The organism is Pseudoclavibacter sp. RFBJ3, from assembly GCF_002931375.1.
Lineage (GTDB): Bacteria > Actinomycetota > Actinomycetes > Actinomycetales > Microbacteriaceae > Pseudoclavibacter.
In genome coordinates, this window is the sequence record NZ_PSXZ01000013.1 from 205,489 (window position 1) to 221,573 (window position 16,085).

Annotated in this window: 15 protein-coding genes and 1 tRNA gene; 6 read left to right on the forward strand and 10 right to left on the reverse strand. The window is 68.1% G+C overall.

The features are described 5' to 3' along the window. Positions 1-9 precede the first annotated feature (9 nt). The 4 genes from C5E07_RS13105 (at position 10) to C5E07_RS13120 (ending at position 4,732) form a co-directional block, all read left to right on the forward strand. Positions 10-1,161 carry an FAD-dependent oxidoreductase gene (locus tag C5E07_RS13105; protein ID WP_104299749.1) on the forward strand — a complete coding sequence of 384 codons (1,152 nt, stop codon included), beginning with the start codon at positions 10-12 and terminating at the stop codon, positions 1,159-1,161. Then, the gene (locus C5E07_RS13110; protein ID WP_104299750.1) at positions 1,158-2,420 is read left to right on the forward strand and encodes an allantoate amidohydrolase; all 1,263 of its coding nucleotides are present in this window, start codon (positions 1,158-1,160) and stop codon (positions 2,418-2,420) included. The genes C5E07_RS13105 and C5E07_RS13110 overlap by 4 nt, the downstream gene beginning before the upstream one ends. A gap of 185 nt (positions 2,421-2,605) precedes the next feature. Continuing rightward, entirely contained in the window at positions 2,606-3,649 is a 1,044-nt protein-coding gene (locus tag C5E07_RS13115; protein ID WP_228497244.1) for a YqaJ viral recombinase family protein, read from the forward strand. A gap of 81 nt (positions 3,650-3,730) precedes the next feature. Beyond that, a complete protein-coding gene (locus C5E07_RS13120; RefSeq protein ID WP_258063942.1) occupies positions 3,731-4,732 on the forward strand; it encodes an NADP-dependent oxidoreductase in 1,002 nt (333 codons plus the stop codon). 21 nt (positions 4,733-4,753) lie between these two features. On the opposite strand, the gene C5E07_RS13125 is transcribed toward C5E07_RS13120, so the two are convergent. Then, complete coding sequence (locus C5E07_RS13125) at positions 4,754-5,422, reverse strand: FadR/GntR family transcriptional regulator (RefSeq protein WP_104299751.1); 669 nt, start codon at positions 5,420-5,422, stop codon at positions 4,754-4,756. 272 nt (positions 5,423-5,694) lie between these two features. Here C5E07_RS13125 and C5E07_RS13130 point away from each other — a divergent pair, with 272 nt between their 5' ends. Then, positions 5,695-7,389: a 2-isopropylmalate synthase gene (locus C5E07_RS13130; protein WP_308471368.1), complete on the forward strand. Its 1,695-nt coding sequence runs from the start codon at positions 5,695-5,697 to the stop codon at positions 7,387-7,389. A gap of 100 nt (positions 7,390-7,489) precedes the next feature. On the opposite strand, the gene rplA is transcribed toward C5E07_RS13130, so the two are convergent. From rplA to C5E07_RS13155, 5 genes are all read right to left on the reverse strand, one after another. Then, positions 7,490-8,176 carry a 50S ribosomal protein L1 gene (gene rplA, locus C5E07_RS13135; protein ID WP_068482355.1) on the reverse strand — a complete coding sequence of 229 codons (687 nt, stop codon included), beginning with the start codon at positions 8,174-8,176 and terminating at the stop codon, positions 7,490-7,492. 103 nt (positions 8,177-8,279) lie between these two features. After that, complete coding sequence (gene rplK, locus C5E07_RS13140; RefSeq protein WP_104243242.1) at positions 8,280-8,711, reverse strand: 50S ribosomal protein L11; 432 nt, start codon at positions 8,709-8,711, stop codon at positions 8,280-8,282. Positions 8,712-8,824: 113 nt separating this feature from the next. Continuing rightward, entirely contained in the window at positions 8,825-9,754 is a 930-nt protein-coding gene (nusG, locus tag C5E07_RS13145) for a transcription termination/antitermination protein NusG (protein WP_104243244.1), read from the reverse strand. Between the two features lie 88 nt (positions 9,755-9,842). Beyond that, entirely contained in the window at positions 9,843-10,154 is a 312-nt protein-coding gene (secE, locus tag C5E07_RS13150; RefSeq protein ID WP_104243246.1) for a preprotein translocase subunit SecE, read from the reverse strand. Between the two features lie 70 nt (positions 10,155-10,224). After that, a tRNA-Trp gene (locus C5E07_RS13155) sits at positions 10,225-10,297 on the reverse strand. Positions 10,298-10,489: 192 nt separating this feature from the next. Between C5E07_RS13155 and C5E07_RS13160 the strand changes: the two genes are divergently transcribed. Continuing rightward, positions 10,490-11,701, forward strand: a complete 1,212-nt coding sequence (locus C5E07_RS13160) for a pyridoxal phosphate-dependent aminotransferase (RefSeq protein WP_104243248.1) — start codon at positions 10,490-10,492, stop codon at positions 11,699-11,701. Between the two features lie 255 nt (positions 11,702-11,956). On the opposite strand, the gene C5E07_RS13165 is transcribed toward C5E07_RS13160, so the two are convergent. The 4 genes from C5E07_RS13165 to C5E07_RS13185 form a co-directional block, all read right to left on the reverse strand. Further along, complete coding sequence (locus C5E07_RS13165; RefSeq protein ID WP_104299755.1) at positions 11,957-12,769, reverse strand: hypothetical protein; 813 nt, start codon at positions 12,767-12,769, stop codon at positions 11,957-11,959. A 506-nt stretch (positions 12,770-13,275) separates the two neighbouring features. Beyond that, positions 13,276-15,009, reverse strand: coding sequence for a ubiquinone-dependent pyruvate dehydrogenase (gene poxB, locus C5E07_RS13175; RefSeq protein ID WP_104299759.1), 1,734 nt, complete (start codon positions 15,007-15,009; stop codon positions 13,276-13,278). A gap of 80 nt (positions 15,010-15,089) precedes the next feature. Continuing rightward, positions 15,090-15,494, reverse strand: a complete 405-nt coding sequence (locus C5E07_RS13180) for a VOC family protein (protein WP_104299761.1) — start codon at positions 15,492-15,494, stop codon at positions 15,090-15,092. A 48-nt stretch (positions 15,495-15,542) separates the two neighbouring features. Then, on the reverse strand, positions 15,543-15,998 hold the full coding sequence (locus tag C5E07_RS13185) for a helix-turn-helix transcriptional regulator (protein WP_104299763.1): 456 nt from the start codon (positions 15,996-15,998) through the stop codon (positions 15,543-15,545). Positions 15,999-16,085 lie beyond the last annotated feature (87 nt).

Below are 16,085 nucleotides of genomic sequence, written 5' to 3' on the forward strand. Positions count from 1 at the left end.
GGAGCGGATATGACCGACACGATCGTCATCGGCGCGGGACTCGCCGGCGCAGCGGCCGCCTGGCATCTCACCGAACGCGGACACCACGTGACCGTTCTCGAACGGACGACCCCGGCGAACGAGCACGGGAGCTCCCACGGTTCCGCTCGCATCTTCCGGTACGCCTACCCGGAGCAGATCTACACCGACCTCGTCGTGCGGTCGAAGGCGGGCTGGGACGAGCTGCAGCGTGTCAGCGGCACGCAGCTCATCCGCCCGACCGGCGCACTCGACCACGGGAACATCCGCGACCCCGCGGGCCTCGCGGCCGTGCTGGAGGTCGCAGGTGTCGAGCACGAGCTCCTGAGCGCCGAGGCAGCCAAGCAGCGCTGGCCGCAGTTCCAGTTCGAGACCGACGTGCTCTGGCATCCGGGGGCCGGAGTTCTCGACGCTGGCGGGACCGTCGACGCGCTCCTGGCCGCCGCATCCGCAACCGGGATGCTCGAGCTGCGCACCTCGTGGCCCGTCGCCCGCGTCGAACGCACCGGCAGCGGCTACCGCGTGCATTCGGCCGACGGGGCGACGGTCGACGCGGACAGCATCGTCGTCGCCGCCGGCGGCTGGCTCCCGGCGCTTCTCGGAGAGCTGTCGCTGCCGACCGCGTTCCTCGATCAGTTCCCGAAGCTGGAGGTGCGCCAGGAACAGGCGTACCACTTCCCCTACCTCGACGATGCGGACGCGGGCCCCGACGCCGCCCCCTGGCCGACCTTCATCAGCAAGTCGCGTCAGCTGCAGACCTACGGGCTCCCCGGCGGACGCGACGCCGACTGGCGAGGGCAGAAGGTCGCGCAGTTCAACGGCGGCAAGATCATCGACTCCGCACTCACGCAGGACGGCATCGTGGATGCGGCCAACCGCCGCGCGCTCATCGCGTACGCCGAGAGGTTCCTCCCCGGCGTGCGGCCAGAGCCGTTCGCCGAGACGACCTGCCTGTTCACGACGACACCGAGCGAGGACTTCGTGATCGACCGGGTCGACAACCTCGTGGTACTTTCGGCCTGCTCTGGCCACGGCGGGAAGTTCGCTCCGCTGCTCGGAGAGCTCGCCGCCGACCTGCTCACCGGAGCGGGCACCGTTCCCGATGAATTCCGCATCGCCGCAGCGACAGGAGCCGCAGCATGAGCACAACCACGACCGCGACCACGGCAAGCGCCGCTCACCCGAGCTCCGTGTCGGCGCTCATGCGCGAGATCGAGCACCTCGGGCGCGACCGGACGCGGGGCGGCTACAGCAGGCCCGTGTACTCGCATCCCGAGCTCGAGCTCCGCGAATGGTTCCTCGCCGCCGCCGCGGCCCGCGGGCTCGACGTCGAGATCGACGCCAACGGCATCATCTGGGCTTGGTGGGACCGCCCCGACGGCAACCGCTCCGGCGCCCTCATCACGGGCAGCCACCTCGACTCTGTTCCAGGGGGCGGCGCCTTCGACGGCCCCCTCGGGGTGACGGCAGCCCTCGCCGCCGTCGACCTCCTCCGCAGCGAGGGCCGCCAGCCCAGCATCGCCATCGCGATCGCGGTGTTCCCGGAGGAGGAGGGCTCTCGCTTCGGCGTGGCCTGCCTCGGCTCGAGGCTCCTCACCGGTGCCATCGACCCGGACCGGGCCCGATCGCTGCGGGACGCGGACGGCACGACCTTCGCGGAAGCGTCGGCCGCGGCCGGCTTCGACCCAAGGCATCTCGGCCCAGACCCCTCGAGAGTCGCGCAGTTCAGCGCCTTCATCGAGCTGCACGTCGAGCAGGGCCGCGGCCTCGTCGACCTCGCCGGCCCCGTCGCGATCGGCTCATCGATCCTCGGCCACGGCCGCTGGCGAGTGAGCTTCACGGGCCAGGGCAACCACGCCGGAACAACGCTCATGGCCGACCGGCGCGACCCCATGGTCGCCGCAGCTCGGCTGATCGTCGGCATCGAGGAGATCGCCCGCACCGTGCCGGGCGCCCGCGCAACCGTGGGTCGACTCGAGCCGGTCCCCGGCGGGACCAACGTCATCGCATCCCGGGTCGACGCGTGGCTCGACGTGCGCCACCCGGACGATGACGTGACCGCTGCACTCGTCGAGCGCATCCGTGCTCGAGCGAGCGAGGTGGCTGCCCAGCAGGGCTGCGAAGCCGTGCTCGTCGAGGAGTCGCTCTCACCGACCGTGTCGTTCGACGCGAACCTCCGAGACACGCTCCAGCACGCGCTCCCCGAGGCGCCGGTGCTCGACACGGGAGCCGGCCACGATGCCGGAGTGCTCGCGGCGCACCTGCCCACCGCCATGCTCTTCATCCGCAACCCGAGCGGCATCTCGCACTCCCCCGAGGAATACGTCGAAGACGCGGACGCCGACCACGGCGCGCGGGCGCTCGCGACGGCGATCATGGCAGTCGAGGCAGCCCCTCACTGACGTGCCGCGGCGGCGCGACCTCGACTGACGTGCGTGGCCGACGGGGGCGACGCACCGGGGACGTTCGCGGCAACGGCGCCTGGTACCGGATCTGTCGGTGGTGTGGAGAGGTGGAGCGACGTCTTTTCTTCCGACAGACGGCACTCCCTGCCGGATCTGTCGGTGGTGTAGGAAAGAATGAACAGATGGTCATGTTCCGCCCGAGCCACGACGTCGACGAGACGTCCTGGTTCGGCGAACCCAAGACCGAGCCCAAGACAGCGCCGAAGTCGCGGCGGCGGGACCGCGAGCTCTACGGCCCGGCCGCGCTCGTCGACTACGCGGCGCCGCCCGCGCCGATCCGGCAGGAGCAACCGCGCACGAGCGGTGGACTCACGGAGCTCCCCGCCGAGCCGCTGCCGCGCTTCTACACCTCAGAGACCCGGCCCGCGTCCGCAGCAGCACCGCTCTCGGCAAGCGAGGTGGGCGTCTGGCGCGCCCACGTCCCGGCCTCCGCCGAGACCGCCGCCATCGAGCTCCCGGCAACGCGCGAGGTCGAGGCGATGAGCGCCCACCTCCTTCGAGTGCTCGCCGACTCCAACGACCGCGCGGCCTGGCTCAAAGCCCGCTCCGACGGCGTCACCGCGACAGACGCGGCACGACTCGCGACCCCCTCCTCGGTCAAGCAGGTCGTCAAGGACAAGGTCATGGGCACCTCCTTCAACGGCAACGCGTACACCGACTTCGGCCGGCAGCGCGAGCCGGAGATCGCCAGATGGGTGATGGAGCGCCACGGCATCCCAGCGAGCGGCCTCCTCTTCCACGCCGAAGCGTCGAAGAGCCACCTCGCGACCCCCGACGGGCTGCACTGCGACGAGGAAGGACGTATCCTCCTCGCCGAGATCAAGACCACCAACAAGGTCTGGAAGCGCATCCCCCGCTCGTATATGCGGCAGATCTGGTGGCAGCAGTACGTGCTCGGCGCCGAGCGCACCCTCATGGTCTGGGAGCGGCACCAGGACTTCATCGTCGTCGACCGCGAGCCGAAGTTCGTGTGGATCGACCGCGACGAGGCCGAGATCGCGAAACTGGTGACGCTCGCCAACGAGGTCCTCAAGGACGTCGAGAAGTACCGCGGTGAGTTCGCGCAGTACTCCACGGGCAATGCCGCGCCGTTCCAGGGGTATGGCAACACGCACAGCAGCAGCGACTACACGCAGTCGTTCTACGACGCCGAGACCTACGCGTAGCCAGCCCCACGGGAGCGGCTCCCTTTCCGGGGGAGTCTCCCTTTCCGGGGGAATCTCCCTTTCCGGGGGAGAATGGCGCGTATGACTGACGCCTCCGACCTCCAGCCCACCTCCGACACGATGCGCGCCGCCCTGCTCACGGGCATCGGCGGGCCCGAGAAGATGCAGCTCGGCGAGGCGCCTGTCCCGCTCACGCTCAACTCGGACACGCTCGTGCGCGTCAAAGCGGCGGGCGTCAACCCCATCGACGGCAAGACCCGCTCAGGTGCCGGCGCGTCGAAGGCGATCTCGAGCTTCCCCTCGACCCTCGGCGGCGAGTTCTCCGGGGTCGTCGTCCGCGCCCCCTACGAGCTCGCGCCGTTCCAGCCCGGCGATGAGGTCTATGGGATGCTCCTCTTCCCGCGCTACTCCGGCGCGTACGCCGAGTACGTCTCGGTCCCGTTCATGAGCCTCGCGAAGAAGCCCGAGAACCTGTCGTTCATCGAGGCCGGCGGCGTTCCGCTCGCGGTACTCACCGCCTGGGCCGCAGTGGTGGAGGCCGGGGGCGTCTACACCGGACAGCGTGTCCTCATCCATGCCGGCGCGGGCGGCGTCGGCCACTTCGCCGTGCAGCTTGCGAAGTACTACGGAGCCCACGTCATCACCACGGCGTCCGAGCGCAATCACGACTGGCTCCGCGAGCTCGGCGCAGACCAGGTCATCGACTACCGCTCAGCGCGCTTCGAGGACGCCATCGCCGCGCCGGTCGACGTCGTCATCGACCTCATCGGCAACGTGAAGGACCAGACAGGGACCCGCTCGCTGCGGGTGCTGCGCGACGGCGGAACGCTCATCAACGTGCCGACTGGCAGCTACCCGGAGCTGTTCGAGGAGGCCGCCGCCGAGAACCGCGGCATCGTCGCGTCGACCCTCAAGCTCTCGCCGGAGGGCCGAATCCTGCAGACCATCACGCAGCTCTTCGAACAGGGCGCCCTGCAGACCCACGTCGACCGCGTCTTCCCCCTCGCCGAGGCAGGCGCCGCCCAGGAGCTCATCGCAGAGGGCCACGTGCGCGGCAAGGTCGTCCTCGACATCGACGCGTAGGCCACGAGCAACCGGCCGTCGTCAGGCCACGCTCGCTGCGAGCTCCAGGAGGTGGGCGCGCGTGAGCGCGGACGCCGCTGGCGCGTCCTGCGCATCGATCGCGTCGAGGATGCGGGTGTGGACGAGGTGGTCTGCGTCGCTACCGAACTCGCTGCGAAGGCGCAGCATCCCGATCATGGCCTGCCTGCTGCGGGGCGCGAAGCCCTCGAAGAGCTCCGAGAGGATCTCGTTGTGCGCGGCGGCGACGATGCTGCGGTGCAGCGCGGTGTCCGCATCCACATGCGCCTCGATGCTCGATCGTTGCGCGTCGCGAGCATCGGCGGCCCGCCTCATCGCGAGCAGCTCCTCGCCCGTGCGGCGCTCCGCGGCGAGCGAGGAGGCCTCGACCTCGACCGCGATGCGCGCTTCGATCACCGTCTGGATATCTGCACGCAGCAGCACCGCGTCCAGGGCCTCCGGGGCGTCCAGCGCAATCACGAAGACGCCAGCGCCCTGCCTGGTGGCGAGCACGCCGCTCCCCGCGAGTTGGCGGATGGCCTCGCGAATGGTCGACCGCCCGACGCCAAGTTGGGGTGCAAGCGTCGTCTCACCTGGGAGCTTCTGGCCGAGTTCCCACTCGCCTGCCCGGATGCGCTCGAGCAGCAGCTTGGCCGCCTGCTCGGCGAGTGGTTCACGGTGGAGGGTGCTCATGCCCCCATCATCTCGCACTCCCGCAACTCGTCTACTTGTCTGAGGAGTTGTGGTAGCTTCTCTCGCATGCCGCGCACTCCGCTCACGCTTCTCTGCCACGGCGGGACCTCGCCAGACCGGTCCCCCGCCGTGGAGCTGAGACGCGCGCCGGTCGTCACGATCGCACGACAACCAAGGACACGACCATGCACAGCAGCGCATCCCGGATCTCTCCCCCAACCGGCCCGATTGCCAACAACGCACCGCACTGGAACCGCCAGCGCCACTCGCAGATGCCATCGCACCGATACCGCGACGTGTACTCGCGGGTCGAGGTGCCCCTGACGGAACGCGACTGGCCCTCACGCCGACTCACGGCAGCACCACTCTGGGTGCCAGTCGATCTCCGCGACGGGAACCAGGCCCTGTCGGAGCCGATGGACCCCGACCGCAAGCGCGTCTTCTTCGAGCTCATGATCCGCATGGGCTACAAGGAGATCGAAGTCGGCTACCCGTCCGCCTCACAGACGGACTACGACTTCGTGCGCCGCATCGCGACCACCGACATCGCACCGGAAGACGTCACCATCGTGGTGTTCACGCCGGCGCGTCGCGACCTCATCCAGCGCACGGTGGACTCGATCCAGGGCATCAGGAACCCCGTCGTCATCCACCTCTACACCGCGACGGCGCCGGCCTGGCGCGATGTCGTCCTCGGGAAGAGCAAACAGCAGCTGAAAGAACTGATCCTGGCCGGGGGCAGAGATGTCCTCGAGCTCGCCGGCCACCTGCCGAACGTCCGATTCGAATTCTCGCCAGAGGTGTTCAACCTCACCGAACCCGACTACGTGATCGACATCTGCGACGCCATGACAGCGCTCTGGATGGCAACCCCGGATCGGCCGGTCATCCTGAACCTTCCCGCCACGGTAGAGGTCGCGACCCCGAACGTCTACGCGGATCAGATCGAGTACATGCACAAGCACCTCGCGAGGCGCGACTCGGTGATCCTCTCCGTGCATCCCCACAACGATCGAGGGACCGGAATCGCCTGCGCCGAGCTCGCAGTGCTCGCAGGTGCGCAGCGAGTGGAAGGCTGCATCTTCGGCAACGGCGAGCGCACCGGCAACGTCGACATCGCAGTCCTCGCGTTGAACCTGCACGCGCAGGGCATCGACCCGATGATCGACTTCTCGGACATCGACGCGATTCGCCGAACCGTGGAGTACAGCAACCGCCTCGAGATCCACCCGAGGCACCCGTACGCAGGAGACCTCGTCCACACCGCCTTCAGCGGGACGCACCAGGACGCCATCAAGAAGGGACTCGCCGAGCATCGATCCCGAGCTGCGCTCGAGATGCGGGCAGAACGCGAAACCGAGTGGCGCGTGCCCTACCTGCCGATCGACCCCGCCGACATCGGGCGCAGCTACGACGCCGTCATCAGAGTCAACTCGCAGTCAGGCAAGGGCGGCATCGCCTACCTCCTCGAGGCGGACTACGGCATCGAGCTCCCCAGACGCCTGCAGATCGACTTCGCCAGGCGCGTCCAGGAGCACACCGATACCAGCGGCGTGGAGATCGAGGCGGCACAGCTGCTCGAGCTCTTCGAGCGCAGCTACCTCCGCGTCGACACGTCCGGCGTGGAATTGCTCGACTTCAGCGTCGAAACCCGCGACGGCGTGGCATGCACGCGCATTCGCGTGAGCATCGACGGCGTCGAGCACACCGGCATCTTCGACGAGGTCAGCCCCGCAGAGGCCGTCACCCAGCTCCTCGCCGACGCGGGCATCTCCGTCGACATACGCTCACTCCACCAGACATCGCTCGGCGCCGGCAACAGCAGCGATGCTCTGACGCTCCTGGAGTACAACGACTCGTCAGGCGCACACTGGGTCGCCGGCCGAGACCGGTCGGTGCTGTCGGCAACCGTGCAGGCGATCCTGAGCGCTGCGCGACGCCAGCTCGCAGCGCTCGAACGCGCGTAGCGGCCACCGCGGAAACGCAAGAACGGCCCAGTCCGAAGACTGGGCCGTTCTCGCGTGGCGGATGCGGGGCATCCACCTGAGCTGTGCAGCTCGCGGCAGACTAGATCGCGTTGACGTCCAGCGGGATGCCGGGGCCGAAGGTCGTCGAGACGACAGCCTTCTGGATGTAGCGGCCCTTCGAGCTCGACGGCTTGAGGCGGACGACCTCGTCGAGAGCTGCGCGGAGGTTCTCGCCGAGCTGCTCCGACGTGAACGCCGACTTGCCGACGATGAAGTGCACGTTGGAGTGCTTGTCGACGCGGAACTCGATCTTTCCGCCCTTGATCTCGGTGACAGCCTTGGCCGGGTCGGTCGTGACCGTTCCGGTCTTCGGGTTCGGCATGAGGCCACGGGGTCCGAGGACCTTACCGAGGCGTCCGACCTTGCCCATGAGGTCAGGGGTGGCGACCGCGGAGTCGAAGTCGGTCCAGCCGTCTGCAACGCGAGCGATGAGCTCGTCGCCGCCGACCTCGTCAGCACCAGCAGCGATAGCCGCCTCTGCCTTGTCACCCGTCGCGAAGACGATGACCTTGGCCGTCTTGCCGGTGCCGTTTGGCAGGCTGACGGTGCCGCGAACCATCTGGTCAGCCTTGCGCGGGTCTACACCCAGGCGAAGAGCGACCTCGACGGTGCTGTTGAACTTGGACGAGCCGGTCTCGCGTGCGAGCTCGACGGCCTCGGCGAGACCGTAGAACTTGTCCTCGCCGATCTTCTCTGCCGCGGCACGGTATGCCTTGGACTTAGCCATGTTGTTCTCCTTCAAGAGTTGCGGTTGCGAGCCTGGCCGGCTCTCCCGCGATGTTCAGTACCGCGCCCGAAGCGCGACGTGTGGTGTTGGGAGCGGGAAGGCCTTAGCCCTCGACCGTGATTCCCATGGAGCGAGCCGTACCGGCGATGATGCGCGACGCCATGTCGATGTCGTTCGCGTTCAGGTCGGACTGCTTCTGCTCGGCGATCTCGCGGACCTGGGCGGCGGTGAGCTTGCCGACCTTGGCCGTGTGAGGCGTCGGGGAGCCCTTCTTGACGCCGGCAGCCTTCTTGATGAGCTCGGCAGCAGGAGGGGTCTTCAGGATGAAGGTGAACGAACGGTCTTCGTACACGGTGATCTCGACGGGGATCACGTTGCCACGCTGCGACTCGGTAGCCGCGTTGTAGGCCTTGCAGAACTCCATGATGTTGACGCCGTGCTGACCGAGCGCGGGGCCGATAGGAGGAGCCGGGTTAGCGGCGCCAGCCTGGATCTGCAGCTTGATCAGACCCGAGACCTTCTTCTTGGGTGCCATGTCTTTTCCTTCTTTCGATTCGAACTCCGCGCTGATGCGCGGCGCTCTCCCGGTGGCCCGGCGGTTCCGGACTCCGGTGGTTTCTGAGGGCAGCAGCCCTATTGGAGCGAGATCTAGAGCTTCGTGACCTGGTCGAAGCTGAGCTCGACCGGGGTCTCGCGCTCGAAGAGCGACACGAGCACGGTGAGCTTGCCGCTCTCGGGCTTGATCTCGCTGATCGATCCGGTGAGCCCCTCGAAGGAGCCCTCCTTGATCGTGATGGTCTCGCCGATCTCGAAGTCGATCTCTGCGATGGGCTGGCGCTTCTGGAGGCCAGCCTGACCGGATGCGTTCGCCTTCGCGGGTGCTTCAGCGACTTCGACCAGACTCTTCAGCATCTCAAATGCTTCGTTGAAGCGCAACGGGGTCGGGTTGTGGGCGTTGCCCACGAAGCCGGTCACACCCGGGGTGTGACGGACAACCGACCAGCTGTCCTCGTTGAGCATGAGGCGGACGAGCACGTATCCGGGGATGCGGACGCGTGTGACCATCTTGCGCTGGCCGTTCTTGATCTCGACCACGTCTTCCATGGGGACTTCCACCTGGTAGATGAAGTCGCTCATGTTCATGGACTCGGTGCGCTGGTGCAGGTTCTGCTTCACGCGACGCTCGAAGCCGGCATAGGTGTGGATGACGTACCACTTGCCCGGCTTGAGGCGCAGCTCGCGCTTGAAGGTCTCGTACGGGTCGACGTCCGGGTCTTCCTCGAGAGCCTCGACCTCTTCGTCCTCGGTCGCGGCAGCCGCGGCGGCCTCTTCCTCGCTCGTGTCGATCTCGAGGACATCGTTGACGATCGCGTCGACCTCGGGGTCGACGACGTCCGCGCCTTCTCCGTCGTCGAGGTCTTCCTCGGTCACGACTTCGTCGGACTCTTCGATCTCGTGGGCCGCGTCGAATTCTGCGTCGATGTCGCGGTCACCCTCCTGGGCCTCTACGACTTCGGAGTCCTGCTCCAGGGCGGTCTCGTAAAGACCGTTCGGGTCGGCGACGTTCGGGTCTGACACGATTCCTCATCTCGATTCTGTGATGCTGGGCTGCTCGCCCGTTGTCGGTGGAGGCCTGTGAGCCGGTGGAGAGCTTGGCGCGCTCCGGCTATTCCGTCGGGACCGGCGTCGCGGCCGGCTCGCTCGGGAAGAACGAGCTTCCCTGACCGAAGACCCACGAAGCGCCCCACCCGAAGAGCAGGTCGAGCACCGTGACGAGCGCCATCATGAAGATGACGAAGACGAGCACGACGCCCGTGAACTTGAAGAGCTCAGCCCGGGTCGGGGTGACGACCTTCTTGAGCTCGCCCATGACCTGACGGAAGAAGAGAGCGATACGGCCGATGATGCCGCGCTTCGGCTCGGAGCCTCGCTTTGACTCGGCGACGTCTGTCGCCTCATCTGACTTGCTTGGACTCACGCGCTCTCCCTTTCGATGGTTGAGACCTTCGATGGTGGGCCCCGTAGTGGGTGCGTTCAGCACCGAAATGCAGGGCGGACAGGACTCGAACCTGCAACCTGCGGTTTTGGAGACCGCTGCTCTACCAATTGAGCCACCGCCCTTTGCGTGAACACCGGATGCGTGCATCCGTTCACCCTGATACCGTCTGCAGCCGTTCCATAGGGAACAGTTTCAGGCGCGGTTCAGTATGTCGCTTTCGGCAACCAGGAAAGCATACGACAGGTGCCACACGGAAGTCCAACGCGGGCGCAACTCGCTGACGAGGCGTGGCCACCGCACCTAGACTCAGGGCCATGGTTTCCGACTCACGTCTCTCTCCTCGCATCGCCGCGATCGCCGAATCCGCAACCCTCAAGGTCGACGCGAAGGCCAAGGCCCTCAAGGCCGCCGGCCGGCCCGTCATCAGCTACGCGGCGGGCGAGCCCGACTTCCCGACTCCGCAGCACGTGGTCGACGCCGCCCTCGTCGCCGTGAGCGACCCCAAGAACCACCGCTACACGCCGGCGCCTGGCCTGCCGGAACTCCGCGAGGCCATCGCCGAGAAGACGAAGCGCGACTCGGGCTGGGATGTCCCCGCCTCGCAGGTCATCGTCACGAACGGCGGCAAGCAGGCCGTCTACCAGGCCATCAACACCGTCGTCGGCGCAGGCGACGAGGTCCTCCTCCCCGCCCCGTACTGGACCACGTACCCCGAGGTCATCCAGCTCGCGGGCGGCACCACCGTTCCCGTGTTCGCCGGCGCCGACCAGGAGTACAAGGTCACCGTCGACCAGCTCGAAGCCGCACGCACCCCCGCCACGAAGGCGATGCTCTTCGTCTCGCCGTCGAACCCGACCGGCGCCGTCTACTCCGAGGCCGAGACCCGCGCCATCGGCGAGTGGGCCGCCGAGCACGGCATCTGGGTCATCGCCGACGAGATCTACCAGAACCTCACGTACGACGGCGTCCGCGCAGTGTCCATCGTCGAGGCCGCCCCGGCGGTCGCCGACCGCACGATCCTGGTCAACGGCGTTGCGAAGTCGTTCGCGATGACCGGCTGGCGCGTCGGATGGATGGTCGGGCCCGTCGACGCCATCAAGGGGGCGGGCAACCTGCAGTCGCACCTCACGAGCAACGTCAACAACATCGCGCAGCGTGCCGCGCTCGCCGCGCTCACGGGGCCCACCGAGCCCGTCGAGCAGATGCGCCTCGCCTTCGACCGCCGCCGCACGACGATGGTCGAGGAGCTGAGCAAGGTCAACGGCTTCCGCGTGCCGACGCCGGAGGGCGCCTTCTACGTGTACGCCGACGTGCAGCGGCTCATCGGGAAGGAGATCGAGGGGCGCCAGATCAACTCCTCGCTCGACCTCGCCGACCTCATCCTCGACGTCGCGGAGGTCGCGGTCGTGCCAGGTGAGGCGTTCGGCCCGTCCGGCTACCTGCGCCTCAGCTACGCGCTCGGCGACGACGCGCTCCTCGAGGGCGTGCAGCGCCTGCAGAAGCTCTTCGCGGGCGTCGAGCTCTAGCCCGAGCCGCGCGGCCCCGCGTTCGCAGCCGCGCCCGCGCGCCGCGCATCCGCTCCCCCGAATAGGCCAGTTTCACCCCATCCGAAGGTTCAGGATGGGGTGAAACTGGCCTATTCGAGGTTCGTGGGGGCGGCGGGCGACGCGCAGGCCAGCGAGCGGGCGTAGGCCAGCGAGCGGGCGCAGGCCAGCGAGCGGGCGCAGGCCAGCGAGCGGGCGCAGGCCAGCGAGCGGGCGTAGGCCAGCGAGCGGGCGCGACTACGGCGTCGTGAAGGAGATCTCCGCGACCTTCTGCGAGATGCGCGAGTTCGGGTCGTCTAGCTCCCCGCCCCACGCGTTCGCCAGGATTGTGATCTTGGTGCCGGTCGAAGGCATGTAGCGGGACGCCATCATTCCCTCGGAGCCGTCCGACCAGCGCAGGCGCTGCGCCAGGAGCTCCAGCTCGTAGCCGCCTGCCCCCTTCAGGACGAGCGGAACGGGGTCGCCAACCGGCTCCGGCTTGGCTGTGAACTGCAGCGACGCCGAGTTCAGCTCCGACCTCGTCATGTCCTCGTCCCGGTACTCGCTCTTGTGCAGGTTCTCCTGGGCGATCGAGAAGTAGGCACCGGATGCGGGGTCGCTCAGGATGTAGAGGTTCGGCTGCCGTTCGGAGATGTCCTGCTCCCATCCGCCGAGGGGCGGGTTCACGACGGTGATGCCGTTCGGGAACACGACGTCGGTCGTGATCGGGATGAACCCGGGTGCGGCGTCCTGGGGCGCGGCCGGCATGAGCGTGCTCGTCGGCACGGGGGTCGAGGTCGCCGCGTTCGGGTCGGCGCCGCCGACGGGGATGGTGGGATCGTTCGGCGAGCTGAACGCCATGAAGAGGCCCACGACGAGGGCGACGATCGCGACGCCGCTGATGCCGACGCCGAGGAGCAGGCCGACGGGGCGCCTGCGCTGCTTCTGCAGCTCAGGGTCTTCGCCGAGCTCTCGACGCCGTGGTTGCGGTGTCGCCTGCTGCTGCGGGGCGTAGCGAGGCGGCGGGGCTCCAGCCGGCAGATGCGACGGTGGGGCCTGAACGAACGGCACCTGACCAGGGATGCCGGTCTGCGGCTGGCCTGGGAACTGCCCGGGATGCTGTGGCTGGCCTGGCGCCGGAGGCCGCCCGGAAGCGGGAAACTGACCCGGCGCGCCGAAGCCGCCAGGAGCCTGGCCAGGTACGACTCCAGGGTGCGGGAACTGACCGGGAGCCGGCGGCTGCCCGCTCGGCGGCGCTCCCCATGGGAGCTGTTGACCAGAGCCCTGCTGCCCCGGACCTTGCCGGCCGGGACCTTGCTGACCGGGGCCCTGGTGCCGCGGCCGTTCCTGATCAGAGCCCTGCTGACCAGGCCCTTGCTGACCGAAGCCCTGGGCCGGTGGTCCGCCCCACTCGCCCTGGCCACCCTGAGGAGCGGCACCCGGCTGCTGCCGGCGGGGGTCGAACCCGCCGTTCTGACCCGGCGGTGGCGTGAGGGGCGGTTGCGTCATGCCTGCGAGAGTACCGCCCGCGCCAGGCAGCTGCCTTGGCGCGGGCGGGACATGCGGCTGGGCGACGGTCAGTCGAAGATGCGTCGCAGCAGGTTCGTGTCGGCGAGGTCGACGAGCTCGTCTCCGCGCCCGGAGAGCACTGTTCGCAGCGCGTAGAGGGTGAAGCCCTTGACCTGCTCGGCCGTGATGGTCGGCGGGATGGACAGCTCCTGCCGTGCGGTCACGACGTCGATGAGCGCGGGCCCGTCGTGGGCGAAGGCTTCGCGGAGGGCAGCCTCGAGGTCGTTCGGGTTCTCGACGCGCTGCCCGTGGATGCCGACCGCCTTGGCGACTTCGGCGAAGTCGGGGTTGTCGAGGTCGGTGCCGTAGTTCACGAATCCGGCGGCCTTCATCTCGACCTCGACGAAGTTCAGCGACGAGTTGTTGAACACGACGATCTTCACGGGCAGCTTGCTCTGCTTGAGCGTGAGCAGCTCCCCCAGGAGCATCGCGAGTCCGCCGTCTCCCGCGAGCGCCACCACCTGGCGCCCAGGGAAGGCGGTCTGCGCGCCGACCGCCTGCGAAAGGGCGTTGGCCATGGAGCCGTGACTGAACGAGCCGATGAGCCTCCTCTGGCCGTTCATCTCGAGGTAGCGGGCCGCCCAGACGACCGGGGAACCGACATCCGGGATGAAGACGGCGTCGTGGCTCGCGAGCTCGCTCACGAGCCGTGCCACGTACTGCGGGTGGATGGGGGCGCGCCCCCGGTCGTTGTCGGCAAGCGCGTCGAGGTCCTTCCGGGCCTTCCGGTAGTGCTTCACCGAGGCTTCGAGGTGCTTGCCGCTCTTGTTGCCCTCGAGGAGCGGGATGAGGGCGTCGAGGGTGTCGCCGACGTCGCCGACGAGCCCGAGGTCGAGGGGCGTGCGCTTGCCGAGCTGCTCGCCGCGGATGTCGACCTGGATGATCTTCGCCTGTGACGGGAAGAACTGCTGGTACGGGAAGTCGGTGCCGAGCATGAGGAGCGCGTCGCAGTCTTCGATGGCCCGGTAGCCGGAGGAGAAGCCGAGCAGGCCCGTCATGCCGACGTCGTAGGGGTTGTCGTACTCGATGAACTCCTTCCCGCGGAGCGCGTGCACGATGGGTGCCTGCAGCGCCTCAGCGGCGGCAAGCAGCTGCGCGTGTGCGCCCTGTGTGCCAGCGCCACCGAGAATGGTGACCTTCTTCGCCGAGTTGAGGATGTCGGCGGCCTGCGCCAGTTCGTCGTCGGCAGGTCGCACGACGGGTTTCGCGGGGAGGATGGGTGCCGACTTGCGTCGTCCTGCGCTCTCCTGCAGGAAGATCTCGCCGGGAATCACGACGACGGCGACGCCTCGCTTCTCGACCGCGGCGCGCATGGCGATCTCCAGGATCCGAGGCAGCTGCTCCGGCACCCCCACCATCTCGCAGTACACGCTGCTCTCCCGGAAGAGCTCCTGCGGGTGCGTCTCCTGGAAGTAGCCGCTGCCGATCTCCGCGGACGGGATGTGGGCGGCGATCGCGAGCACGGGAACGCGGCTTCGGTTCGCGTCGTACAGCCCGTTGATGAGGTGCAGGTTGCCCGGGCCGCAGCTGCCGGCGCACACAGCGAGCTCGCCCGTGAGTGCTGCGTCTGCGGAGGCGGCGAAGGCCGCGGCCTCCTCGTGTCGCACGTGCGACCAGGCGACCGCGTCGTTTCGTCGGATGGCGTCAGTGAATCCGTTGAGCGAGTCTCCGGGTAGCCCGTAGACGCGCTCGACTCCGGCATCGTGGAGGATATCGACGATCGTGTCAGCGACTGTAGTCATGCCGTGATCATCTGCCTCGAAACGGGGAGCCAGCCGAGCGCTGGACTGGCGACGAACCGATGTGGGTGATATGTCGTCGGCTAGGCCTGACTGACCCGCACCATGTTGCCGGATGGGTCGCGGAATGCGGCATCTCTGACGCCCCAGAACTGATCGGTGGGCTCTTGCAGCACCTCGACTCCGCCCGTCGCCAGCACCCTCTCGAACAGCGCGTCGAGGTCGCTCGTTCGGAACAGGAGGCCGGGCAGCTCCCCCTTCGCCAGCAGCGCTGCGAGCGTGTCGCCGTCTTCCTCCGAACGCCCCGCCTTCGGGTGCGAGAGCACGATCTCGAGCTCCGGCTGCCCGGGGGCGGAGAGCGTGACCCAGCGGAACCCCTCATTCGGAACCTCGCTGCGCACCTCCAGGCCGAGGGCGTCTCGGTAGAACACGAGCGCCGCATCCGGGTCGTCGGTGAACACGTGCACGTGGCTGAGTGAGAGCGTCATGTGTCCGATGCTAGGACCGGCCACCGACATTCACTTCTTCGAAACTGCTCAGAGACGCGCCTGCCCGTCGCCGGCTTCCCGTTGCGCCATTCCTGGTCGCTCGCGCACGCGGCGGGGACGCCCCCAGATCTGCGAGGTGCAGCTCGGGATGACGACGCTGCCGCTGTGATCACGCGCCCGATAGGCGCTCGGCGACTCGCCGACGATCTCCGCGAAGCGGCTGCTGAACGAGCCGAGACTCGTGGCCCCGACCGCCGTGCACGCATCCGTGACGCTCACCTCGCCGGTGCGCAGCAGCGCCTTGGCGCGCTCGATGCGCCGTGTCATGAGATGGGCATACGGGGTCTCGCCGTACGCCTCTCGGAAGCATCGACTGAAGTGAGCCGCCGACATGTGGGCTGCCTTCGCCATGGCCGGCACGTCGAGCGGGCTCGCGAACTCCCTGTCGATGAAGTCGCGCGCACGACGAAGACGGCGAAGCTCATCGAGATCGGGTGAGGCCATGGCACCAGTATGTGCGGGTGTGTCCGCCCAGGTCTGACCAACTTGAGTGCAAAAACTCGCGAACGGGCCCCGCTGCGGCCCAGTGCA